Origin of the sequence: Noviherbaspirillum galbum (genome assembly GCF_010974945.1) — a bacterium.
Taxonomy (GTDB): domain Bacteria; phylum Pseudomonadota; class Gammaproteobacteria; order Burkholderiales; family Burkholderiaceae_D; genus Noviherbaspirillum; species Noviherbaspirillum galbum.
The window spans coordinates 155,138-166,399 of the sequence record NZ_JAAIVB010000078.1; the positions used below are offsets into that span (position 1 = coordinate 155,138).

10 protein-coding genes are annotated in these 11,262 nt (G+C 65.3%); all 10 read left to right on the forward strand.

The window, feature by feature from the left end; translation table 11 throughout:
• Window positions 1–127: 127 nt before the first annotated feature.
• The 10 genes from G3574_RS23345 (at window position 128) to G3574_RS23390 (ending at window position 11,252) form a co-directional block, all read left to right on the forward strand.
• Window positions 128–1,447 (forward strand): O-antigen ligase family protein, encoded by a 1,320-nt coding sequence (locus G3574_RS23345; protein WP_163967951.1) that lies wholly within the window; start codon window positions 128–130, stop codon window positions 1,445–1,447.
• Window positions 1,448–1,509: 62 nt separating this feature from the next.
• Window positions 1,510–2,685, forward strand: coding sequence for a glycosyltransferase (locus tag G3574_RS23350; RefSeq protein WP_163967952.1), 1,176 nt, complete (start codon window positions 1,510–1,512; stop codon window positions 2,683–2,685).
• Window positions 2,682–3,314, forward strand: a complete 633-nt coding sequence (gene hisH / locus G3574_RS23355; RefSeq protein WP_163967953.1) for an imidazole glycerol phosphate synthase subunit HisH — start codon at window positions 2,682–2,684, stop codon at window positions 3,312–3,314. Before G3574_RS23350 ends, hisH begins: the two co-directional genes overlap by 4 nt.
• Entirely contained in the window at window positions 3,296–4,054 is a 759-nt protein-coding gene (locus G3574_RS23360) for an AglZ/HisF2 family acetamidino modification protein (protein ID WP_163967954.1), read from the forward strand. Before hisH ends, G3574_RS23360 begins: the two co-directional genes overlap by 19 nt.
• Complete coding sequence (locus G3574_RS23365; RefSeq protein WP_235953585.1) at window positions 4,051–5,202, forward strand: N-acetyl sugar amidotransferase; 1,152 nt, start codon at window positions 4,051–4,053, stop codon at window positions 5,200–5,202. Before G3574_RS23360 ends, G3574_RS23365 begins: the two co-directional genes overlap by 4 nt.
• Window positions 5,203–5,278: 76 nt before the next feature.
• The gene (locus tag G3574_RS23370) at window positions 5,279–7,546 is read left to right on the forward strand and encodes a polysaccharide biosynthesis tyrosine autokinase (RefSeq protein WP_163967955.1); all 2,268 of its coding nucleotides are present in this window, start codon (window positions 5,279–5,281) and stop codon (window positions 7,544–7,546) included.
• A complete protein-coding gene (locus G3574_RS23375; RefSeq protein WP_163967956.1) occupies window positions 7,543–8,229 on the forward strand; it encodes a sugar transferase in 687 nt (228 codons plus the stop codon). The genes G3574_RS23370 and G3574_RS23375 overlap by 4 nt, the downstream gene beginning before the upstream one ends.
• Entirely contained in the window at window positions 8,226–8,774 is a 549-nt protein-coding gene (locus tag G3574_RS23380; protein ID WP_163967957.1) for a GNAT family N-acetyltransferase, read from the forward strand. Before G3574_RS23375 ends, G3574_RS23380 begins: the two co-directional genes overlap by 4 nt.
• Entirely contained in the window at window positions 8,764–9,933 is a 1,170-nt protein-coding gene (locus G3574_RS23385; RefSeq protein WP_163967958.1) for a hypothetical protein, read from the forward strand. The genes G3574_RS23380 and G3574_RS23385 overlap by 11 nt, the downstream gene beginning before the upstream one ends.
• 101 nt (window positions 9,934–10,034) lie before the next feature.
• The gene (locus G3574_RS23390; RefSeq protein WP_163967959.1) at window positions 10,035–11,252 is read left to right on the forward strand and encodes a GNAT family N-acetyltransferase; all 1,218 of its coding nucleotides are present in this window, start codon (window positions 10,035–10,037) and stop codon (window positions 11,250–11,252) included.
• Window positions 11,253–11,262: the final 10 nt, after the last annotated feature.

Consider the following 11,262-nt stretch of genomic DNA (forward strand, 5'->3'; position numbering starts at 1 on the left):
TTCACCGCGTGTCATCGAGAAATGCGCTGGATGCGTCGCGCATGCCGGGTTTTCCATCGAAAACCTGTATTTATCATTTTGCCTGCGGACGATAGATTAAGCATTTGCTCCGTCGGAATTCCTCGCCATGGCTGCCACTCTCATCCGGACCTATCCGCGCGCCGCTGCGAAACCACGCGGGAGGGCACCCAGCCGGGCCGGCGCGATGCTCGTGCATGCCGGATATCTCCTGCTGTTCCCGGGCTTCTTCTTCTACCACGCGGCGATCGGAACCGGAAAGCTCGGCCCCGTGCTTGCCGGCTTTTTCTCGCCCGTGGCCTTGATGCTGCTGCCGCTGCTGCTGTTCTACTACTGCATGGAAGCCGTACGCAATCCGCGCTTCCTCGGTGGAACCGACGTGGCCTTCCTGTTGTTCCAGCTCTACTATTTCTTCATGGTGGCTTTCCAGTGGGCCACCAGCGATGCGCCGCATCCAAACGAGGAGCACGCCGTCGCGCTGCTCCAGTTCGTGCCGGTCTACATCATCTTCCGCATGGCCGATTTCCATTCCCGCGGCGTGCTCCTGGCCTCCGTAGCCGCGCTGGGCGGCATGGCAGCAATGATCTTCGATCTGTCGTCCAACGGTTTTTTCGATCTTTCCGAACGGATCACCGGGCACGACTCCGCGACCATCATTACCTACCAGGGATTCGCGCGGTCCTTCCTCATGACCTACCTCGTCGCGGTGCCATTCATCAAGTCATTGCCATTGCGCCTCGTCCTGCATGGAGTGTCGCTTGCAGCGCTGTATTTCAATGGTGCGCGCAGCGAACTCGTGGGCGCGCTGCTGGCCGTCGCGCTGGTCGAGACCGTGCTGGCCAGGCGGCGCTTGTGGGTGGCGGGCGGCATCGCGTCGTTGGCCATGCTCGCCTTCGGTCCGCATGTGTCCTACCTGGCGAAGATGCTGCCCGGGAATCGCATCCTGGAACTGCTCGATCTGTCGACGTCCTCTTCCTGGGGTTCGCGCAACGAAATGTTCGAGGTTGCCTTGCGAACCGTCGGCGAACATCCGCTGCTGGGAGACTATGGCAGCTACATCAACGTCGGCGGCGTGGGATCGTATGCCCATAACCTCATCTCTGCCTGGGTGGACCTGGGACTGTTCGGCTTTCTATTCATCCTTGCGCTGATGCTGGTGCCGCTGGGCATGCTGGCGGCGGACATGGCCCGGCGCCGGCATGCCGGCCTGCTAGGCGAATGCCTCAACGCATTCTGCCTGCTCGGCGTCACCCTGTTTCTCCTGGCCACGGTCAAGGACTTCACCTACCTCGGCGTGCCGGCCGCCATCGGGGTCTTCGGACGCTATCGCGAGCTGGTGCTGGGCGGGTCTGCGTCGCCAAGGCGAACGGTGAATCGCATGCGGCAGGGAAAAACCAGCATCGAAAAACTGGATGGAAGCGCTGCATAGACTGGTCCGGGAATCTAAATTTGGTACTTATCCGCGGCGGTACCGGTTTCTATACTTGGTTCATGATTAACATCCACCTCTATCCCTCGCCTTTCCTGAACGAGAGCCGCATCCTGCGCGAGGCGCGCCTGCTGGAGAAGCTGGGACTGTTCGAGCGCATCGACCTGGTAGGGACGGGGCGCAGCGACCTGGCCGTGACGGAAGCGGTGAGCGACCGCATCCACATCCGCCGGATCGGCCTGCGCGATGAATCGCTTTCCTTCCTGGAGAAGACGCAGGCGACGATGACGTGGAGCGCGGCGGTGTTCCGCAGTTATCGCGGCGAGCGGATCGGCTGCGTCAATTGCCACAGCATCGCGACCTTGCCGCTCGGCGTGCGCTTCAAGCGCACGACCGGCGCCCGCCTGGTCTACGACGCGCATGAACTCGAAACCGAAACGAATGGATTGCACGGCTTGCGCAAGCGGTTGACCAAGTTGACCGAGCGCGCGCTGATCGGCCAGGCGGACCACTGCATCTTCGTCGGCGATGCCATCGATAACTGGTATCGCGAAGCATACGGCATCACGAATACGACGGTTCTCTACAACTGCCCCCCTTACCGCGAATTGCAGCCGAGCGACGTGTTCAGGGAACGCTTCGGCATTCCGGCCGACATGCCCATCTTCCTCTACCAGGGATTGATCGGCGAGGGCCGCGGCCTGCGCCTGCTGGTGGAGGCGTTCGCCGGGCTGCGCGGGCGCGCGGCGCTGGTCATCCTCGGCTATGGCCCCTTGTCCGGCTGGGTTCGGGAGCAGGCCGATGCCTGCGACAACGTCTTCCATCATCCAGCGGTGCCGCCCGGCGAACTCCTGTCCTACACTGCGGCGGCCGACGTCGGCCTGTCGGTGATCGAACCGACATCCTTGAGCTATGAGTACTGCATGCCCAACAAGCTGTTCGAATACATCATGGCGGGCAAGCCTCTCATCGTGTCGCCGACCACGGAACAGCGGTCCTTCCTGCGTCGCTTCCGCGTCGGGGAAGTGGCCAGCGAACTGACGGCGGACGCCTTGCGGTCGGCGGTCATGACGCTGCTTTCCCGGCCTCCCGGACACTACCAGGCCGAGCTTGCCCGCGCGCGCCAGCTGTTCAACTGGGACCGGCAGGAAAAGGCCCTGGAGTCCGTTTACCGGCAATGGCTGGGATTCGATGCGCCGGTTCGCAGCCTGGCGCCCATGGAAGGGGAAGCGACTTGATTGCAATCGTCGATTATGGTGTGGCCAATCGCGGATCGATGCTGAACATGTTGCACCGGGTCGGCGCGAAACCCGTCCTGGCCTCCACGCCCGAAGCCATCATGAAAGCCGACAAGATCATCCTTCCCGGCGTCGGCGCCTTCGACCACGGCATGCAGGCGCTGGAGGACAGGGGACTGGTGCAGGCGCTGCGCGAACGGGTGCTGAACGACGGCGTGCCGCTGCTCGGCGTGTGCCTCGGCATGCAGATGCTGGGGCGGGGCAGCGAGGAAGGCAATCGCGCCGGCCTCGGCATGATCGACGCCTACTGCCGTCGCTTCCGTTTCGCCGAAGGCGAAAAGCTGAAGGTGCCGCACATGGGCTGGAGCAGGCTCGCCGTCAATGGAAACGACGCATGGCTCCTGCATGAACTCGACGAGCGGGCGCGCTTCTACTTCGTCCACTCATATCACCTCGTCTGCGAAGACGACGCCGATGTCGTGGCCCGGGCCAATTACGGACGTGACTTCGTGGCCCTGGTCCAGCGCGGCAACGTGATGGGAGCGCAGTTCCATCCCGAGAAAAGCCACCGCTTCGGCATGGCGCTGCTGCGCAACTTCGTGGAGATGCGATGCTGCACGCCCGCGTGATCCCCTGCCTGCTCCTGCGCAACGGCGGCCTGGTGAAGACGGTGCGCTTCGACGAGCCGCGCTACGTCGGCGATCCCATCAATGCCGTGCGCATCTTCAACGAGAAGGAAGTCGACGAGCTGGTCTTCCTCGACATCAGCGCCCGCGCGGCCGAGACCGGCCCGAATTTCGAGCTGCTGGCCGACATCGCAAGCGAAGCCTTCATGCCGTTCGGCTATGGCGGCGGCGTGCGAACCATCGACCAGGTGAAGCGGCTCTACGCGCTGGGCGTCGAAAAGGTCATCATAAACAGCGCTGCGGTCGAGCAGCCCGGCCTGGTGACGGAAGCCGCCTCGCTTGCCGGAATCTCGGGGGTCGTGGTCTCGATCGACGTGCGCCGCAACTGGCGCGGCCGCTATTCGGTGCATACCCGGTCCGGCCGGCACGACGCCAAGCTCGACCCGGTCGAGCATGCGCAAGAGATGGAGAAGCGCGGCGCCGGGGAGATCCTGCTCAACGCCATCGACCGCGACGGCATGATGGAGGGATACGACCTCGAACTCGTTCGCCGCGTCGCGCAGGCGGTGTCGATTCCCGTGGTCGCCGCCGGCGGCGCGGGAAGCTGCTCGCACCTGCGGCAGGCGGTCGACGCCGGGGCATCGGCCGCGGCCGCCGGCAGCATGTTCGTGTTCCATGGCAAGCATCGCGCCGTCCTCATCACCTATCCCGATTATTACCAGCTGGAGGCGATCTTCAAATGACGGCGATTGCAATGAACGAGTTTCCCGCTTACCAGGCTTGCGTGCGCTGCATCATGGACAACGTGGTCGACGACGCCATCCGCTTCGACGACAGCGGCGTCTGCCATCATTGCCGCCGCTACGATGAACTCGTGAGTTCACGCGTGCTGCACGGCGAACGCGGACGGGAAGCGATGAAGGCGCTCGCCGCGAAGATCAAGGCGGCGGGACGCCATGCGGACTACGACTGCATCATCGGCGTCAGCGGCGGGGTGGACAGCACCTACGTCGCCTACGTGGTAAAGCAGTACGGGCTGCGGCCGCTCGCCGTTCATTTCGACAACGGCTGGGATTCCGAACTCGCGGTCAGCAACATCGAACGCGTGCTGCGCAACCTCGACATCGAGCTCTATACCTATGTCGTCGACTGGGAAGAATTCCGCGACCTGCAGATTTCGTTCCTGAAGGCCTCGACGCCCGACGGCGAGATTCCCACCGACCATGCGATCAATGCCCTGCTGTGGCGCGAAGCCGACCGGCGCGGCGTGAAGTACATCATCTCGGGCATGAATTTCGCGACGGAATCGATGAGCGTTCCGGCGTGGTCCTACGGCCATTCCGACTGGCGCTACATCAACGACGTGCACCGCCGCTTCGGCGCGGTGAGCCTGCGTACCTATCCGCGCTTCAACCTGCCGTATCTCTTCTACGTCAACATCGTGCGCGGCATCCGCATCGTGTCCATCCTGAACTACCTCGATTACGACAAGGAAGAAGCCAAGGCCGTGCTGCGCGACGATCTCGGCTGGAAGGACTATGGCGGCAAGCATCATGAATCCATCTATACCCGTTTTTACCAGGGCTACGTGCTGCCGCGCAAATTTGGAATCGACAAGCGCTACGGCCATTATTCCGACCTGATCAATTCCGGCCAGATCAAGCGGGAGCAGGCCCTGGAAGAATTGCGCAAGCCGCCCTACGCGGAGGACCTCCAGGAACAGGACCTGCGCTACGTGCTGAAGAAGCTCGGGCTCACCGGAGAGCAGTTCGACGCGATGATGCGCGCGGCGCCGAAGTCCTTCAGCGATTACCGCAACCAGTTCGCCGAGGTGAGCTTCCTGCGCAAGTCCGTCAACCAGCTAAGGAAACACCACCTGTACCCGCGCTGAAGCCGGCGCGGTTCGCCGTCCGGACCGAGCCTTGCCGCAGGCGCCCTGCCATTCCAGTCTTGCGAGAGAACCCGCGATGAACCAGCTTCTGTTACCCGCACCGTCGCGTCCCACCGAAATCAACCAGGAATTGCGGGAGGTCTCCGTCCTTTCGCGCCTGTTCATGACCCTGTCCGACAGCCGCTGGCTGGTCGTCTTCATCACCATCCTCTGCACGCTGGGCGGATTGCTGTATGCGCTGGCCGCGACCCCGCTGTACGAGGCGAACCTGCTGGTGCAGGTCGAAGACATGTCCGGCGCGAGCGGCACGGGCAGCTCCAGCGCGCCGAAGAACATCCAGGGCGACCTGTCCGGCGCATTCGACATCCGCACGGCGACCGCATCGGAAATCGAGATCCTGCGCTCGCGCGCCGTGGTCAGGCAGGCGGTGGAAAACCTGAAGCTGTACATCGACCTGGAGCCGCACTATTTCCCGGTGATCGGCGCCGCCGTGGCGCGCTACAACAAGAAGCTGTCGACGCCCGGCATCGCGGGACATGGCGGCTACGTATGGGGCAGGGAAGATGCCGCCGTCTCGCGCTTCGACGTGCCGCCCGAGATGGAAGGCAGGCAGTTCGTCCTGCGGGTAGGAGATGGCAACACCTATCGGCTCCTGGACGAGGAACAGGGAATCGACATGCAGGGCCGGGTCGGACAGGTCCTCGCCGGACCGGCCGGCAACGGCCAGATCGTGCTGCAGGTCGACCGCATCGCGGCGCGTCCCGGCGCTGAATTCCTCCTCACCCGCAGGAACGTGATGGAGACCGTCAAGCGCCTGCAGTCCGGCCTGAGGATCGCCGAGTACGGCAAGCAGTCCGGCATCATCGGCCTGCTGCTGGACGGCCCCGATCCGAAACGGACCGCAGCCATCCTGAACGACATCGGGCAAGAGTATTTCCAGCAAAACATCGAGCGCAAATCCGAAAAGGCCAAGAAATCGCTGAAGTGGCTGGACCGGCGGTTGCCCGCGCTCAAGACGGAACTGGAAGACGCGGAAACCCGCTACAAGGAGATGCGCCACCGCTTCGGCGCGGTGGACATCGGCGAGGAAGGCAAGGTATTGCTGCAGCAGACGACGTCCCTGCAGATGCGACTGACCGAGCTGAGCCAGAAGAAGATCGAGCTGCTGACACGGTTCGAGCCCGCCCACCCCTACCTGCAGATCATCGCCGGCCAGGAACGCGAGCTGAACGGCCGCATCGCCGTCCTCAACAACCGCATCAAGCAGCTGCCGGGCATCGAGCAGGAAATGCTGCGCCTGAGCCGGGACGTGAAGGTGAATACCGAGCTGTACACCAGCCTTCTCGGCACGGCCCAGCAATTGCGCCTGGTAGCTTCCAGCGAGGTCGGCAACGCGCGGATTCTCGATCCGGCGGTAGTCCCCTCGAAGCCGGTCAAGCCGCACCGCGTGCTGGTGGTTGCCTTGTCGGCGCTCGCCGGCCTGGTGCTCGGCGTCCTGGCGGCGGTGGTGCGCAAGATGCTCGTCGGGAAGGTGGGCGATCCCGTCGAACTCGAAATGGCGCTCGGCCTGCCGGTCAGCGCGGCGATCCCCTACAGCGAGAACCAGGAACGCCTGTATCGCCTGGCGCTGCGCGGCGGCGGCAAGCCTGCGGTGCTGCCCCACGATGCGCCCGACGGCGCGATCGAGGGCTTGCGCAGCCTGCGCGCCGCCCTGCAATTCACGATGAACGACGCGGTCAACAACATCGTGATGATCACCGGACCGACCCAGGGCGTCGGCAAGTCCTTCGTTTCCGCCAATCTGTCGTCAGTGCTTGCCTCGATCGGCAAGCGAGTCCTGCTGATCGACGCCGACCTGCGGGCCGGCGACCTGCACCGGTACTTCAATGCCGATCACAACCGCGGCATGAGCGACGCGCTCGGCGAGCCGGCGGCCGACCGCGCCCGGCTCGACCAGCTGATCCAGCATGACGTTGCCCGCAACCTCGATTTCCTGGCCGCCGGCCCCTTGTCGCCCACGCCGGCCGAACTGCTTGCCAGTCCGCAGCTGATGCGGCTGCTGCAGGAATGCGCCGCGCGCTACGACTACGTGCTGATCGACACCTCGCCGGTTCTGGCGGTGGCCGATGCCCTGGCCGTGGCGCCGATCGCCGGGGTTATCCTGAACGTGGTGCGCAGCGGGGTGAGCACGGTCAATGAAATCGAGGAATCGGTCAAGCATCTCAACAAGGCGGGGCGTTCCGTCACCGGGGTCGTCCTCAACGATTCCGCCACGCGCTTCACCCATTACGGCTACGGCGAACGCTACGACCGCGGTCGTTCCCCAAGGGCGTTGGCATCATGAGCGCGAACCTCGCCGACATCGAACGGGACGGCTGGCGGCGGCGCGCCGGCCTCGCCGGCAAGCGTGCCTTCGACGTGTGCGCGTCGGCCGCCGGACTTCTCGTGCTCGGTCCGCTGCTCCTGCTGATCGCCCTCATGGTGCGCCTGCTGCTTGGGTCGCCGGTGCTGTTCCGGCAGCAGCGGCCGGGTTGGCACGGCGTGCCGTTCTCCATTTGCAAGTTCCGCACCATGAATGACCGCCGCGATGCCTCCGGCGAATTGCTGCCCGACAGCGAACGACTCACGCGCTTCGGGCGCTTCCTGCGCAAGACCAGCCTCGACGAGCTGCCGGAATTGTTCGACGTCCTGCGCGGCAAGATGAGCCTGGTCGGCCCGCGTCCCCTGCTGATGGCTTACCTGCCTCGCTATACGCCGGAGCAATTCCGGCGGCATGACATGCGGCCGGGCATCACCGGCTGGGCGCAGGTGAACGGCAGACAGACGCTGAAGTTCAGCAAGCGCCTTGAGCATGATGTCTGGTATGTCGACCACTGGAGCTTCCTGCTCGACCTCAAGATCCTTCTCATGACCTTCAGCCGCGTGTCGTCCGGCAGCGGCGTGATTTCCGGGCAGGACGTCGAAGATGTCGACGATCTCGGGCTCAGCGCGCCGCGGGCGAAACCGGCCACGGGGAGGAACGCATGAATTACCTGCTCGGCGACTGCCTACTGACGCTGCTGGAGGAAGACGACCTCGACCGGCTGCACGCGCAGAAGAACGATCCGGAGGTGGCCGCGCTGCTCGGCGGCTTCGGCTTCGGCTACTCGCGCGCCGGCCTGCGCAACTGGCTGCAGTCGCACAGCGGCCGCAGCGATGAACTGCTGCTCGCCATCCGCGACCGCGAGAGCAGGCTGTGCATCGGCCATGTCGGCCTGTACAAGATCGATTACCGCAACCAGACCTGCGAGTTCGGCATCATGATCGGCGACCGCGCTTACTGGGGCAAGGGCATCGGACGCCTGGCGACCCGGTTCGCGGTGCGCTACGCATTCGATGAACTCAACATGCATCGGATCGAGCTGACGCTGCTGGCCACCAACGAGCGCGCCAGGGCGCTCTACGCCAGCGTCGGCTTCCGCGAGGACGGTGTGCTGCGGCAGGCATGCTACAAGGGCGGGCGGCGTCTCGACGTGATCGTGATGTCGCTGCTGCGCGACGAGTTCGACGGAGGCGACGATCATGCAGGCTGACCGCTGGGAACAAGGGTCGGATTTCCATCTTCCGGCCATCTGGCACGAGGCGCATGCGGATTTGCTGCGCGCGCCGGCCACGCCGCCCTGGCGAAGCAGGGCACATGCCTATGCCTCCGGCCGGGATGCCTTCCATGCGCTGATCGGCCATGGCATGCAAACGCGCGGCTGGCGCCGCCTCTGGGTGCCGAGCTATTACTGCCAGCGGGTGGTGGCCAGCCTGGTGCAAACCGGCATATCCCTTGCGGTCTACACGGATGGGCCTGACATGGCGGCGCCCGAACTGGACGAAGATTCCCTGCGCGAAGGGGATGTGCTGCTCGCAGTGAATTTCTTCGGCCTGCGCGCAGCCCTCGCGCTGCCGCCGTCCTTGCAGTCGCGCCTGGAGCTCATCGAAGACCACACCCATGATCCTTGGTCGCCCTGGGCGGCGGCCAGCACCGCCGACTGGTGCGTCGCTTCCCTGCGCAAGACCCTGCCCCTGCCGGATGGCGGCATGCTCTGGTCGCCGGGCGGGCATGCCCTGCCCGCGGCGCCGGTGTCGTCGCCGCAGCGCGACGCCGGCTCCCAGCGCCGGCTCGCCGCGATGCTGCTCAAGGCGATGTATCTCGACGGCGCCGTGGTGGAGAAGGCGGTGTTCCGCCAGCTTTACCTGGAAGCGGAACAGGCGCTGGACGAGGCCGGCACGTCGGCCATGACGGCGTGGGCGCAGGCGCTGAACCGGGTCATGCCGGTCGCGTCGATGCGGCCATGGCGCCGCAGGAACTGGGACCGGCTGGCCGCCGCGGTGGAATCCATGGCCGGGGCCGCGGACACGCCCGCGGTGCGCGTGCTGCGTCCGGACGATGCGCAGGCATGCCCGCTCGGCTGCCAGCTGGTGTTCGACACCCCGTCGCTGCGCGACGCCATCCGGGAGCGCCTGAACCGGGAACGCATCTACACGGCGGTGCTGTGGCCGCTGGACACGCCAGTGCTGCCGGGAGTGCCGGCCCGTCACCGGCGGCTCGGCAAGACGATGCTTTCCATCCACTGCGACAACCGCTATGGGGAAGCTGACATGGAACGCGTGGCAGATGCGCTCGGAAATGCGCTAGCCGAAGAAGCGCGGGCGCCGTTGGCGCAGGATCCCCCGGCAATGGCCAGCCTGGCCCTCAAGTGAGGGGACAAGTGAGGGGGCAAATGTGGGGCGATGGGCATGAGCGCCGCCTGCCGGGGCGCCGCATGCAGCATTTCTAGACTGCCGGCATGGAGAACAGCGTGATGGAACAGACAGCATATTCAAGACAGGACCAGGGAGTGCGCGATGCCATGGAAAACATGGCGCGCCAGGGCTGCCTTGCCGATCCGGCGCAGGAGCGGGCGGCCGACGCCGTCCGCCCGCTCGCCCAGCCCCGGCTGGCATGGCTTTCCCTGGATGATCCCGACGACCGCAGGCGCTACGCCGCATTGTGGAAAGCCAGCGCGGCCAGGCGGCCGCAGGATGCTCCCGAGTACCTCGACCTGGTCCAGCCGCGTCATTACCGCCAGGTGGCGGTGCACTACACCCATCCGGGCGGAACCGTGCTGTATCCCTTCTTCGAGTGCGAGGTGCGCGACCTGCCGGGATTCGCGGGGGCACCGGCCGGCATGCGGCACATCGTGTCGCCCTATGGCTATGGCGGGCCGCTGCATGAAGGCGATCCCGCGCGCAAGGCTGCCGTGTCGCGGGACTTCGAAGCCGCGCTCAACGCGGAATTGCGCAGGCGCGGCTGCGTGACCGAGTTCGTGCGCGAGGACCTGTTTTCCGGGCGGCTGGCAGATCGCACCGACGGAGAGCTGGTCGATCACCAGCCGAACGTGGTGGTCCGCCTGCGGCGCGACCCGGAATCGATCTGGAACGGCTACAAGAATACCGCGCGCCGCAATATCCGCCAGGCACAGCGCGCCGGCCTGCGCGTATCCTTCGACCACCGCGGCAGCGGGCTGGGCGGCTTCCTGGACGTGTACTACGAAACGATGCGGCGGCGCGACGCGTCGGATTTCTTCTTCATTCCCGCGGAACGGTTCGAGGCATTGACGGCCGCGCTCTGTCCGCTCGGGAACGTGGCCTATGTCTACGTCCACGACGGCGACACGGTGGTGGCATCGGACCTGCTGCTGATCTGCGGGGACGCGCTGTACGCCTTCCTCAGCGCCTCGCGCGCGTCTGCCTTCCAGAAACGTCCGAACGACTTGATGCGGCACGAAAGCATCATGTGGGGTCATGCGCACGGCTACCGGCACTACGTCCTGGGCGGCGGCGTCAGTCCGAGCGACGGCATCTATCGCTTCAAGCTGGCATTCGACGCCGGCGGCCTGGTTCCTTTCCGCACCAGGCACGTCATCCATGACGCGGCGGCCTGCGAGCGGCTGGTGTCCATCCGACGCATGGCGGAAGCGGAACGTGGACGGCCGGACTGGCAGCCCCGGCCCGGTTTCTTCCCGGACTATCTCGCCTGAGCGGCCCTTG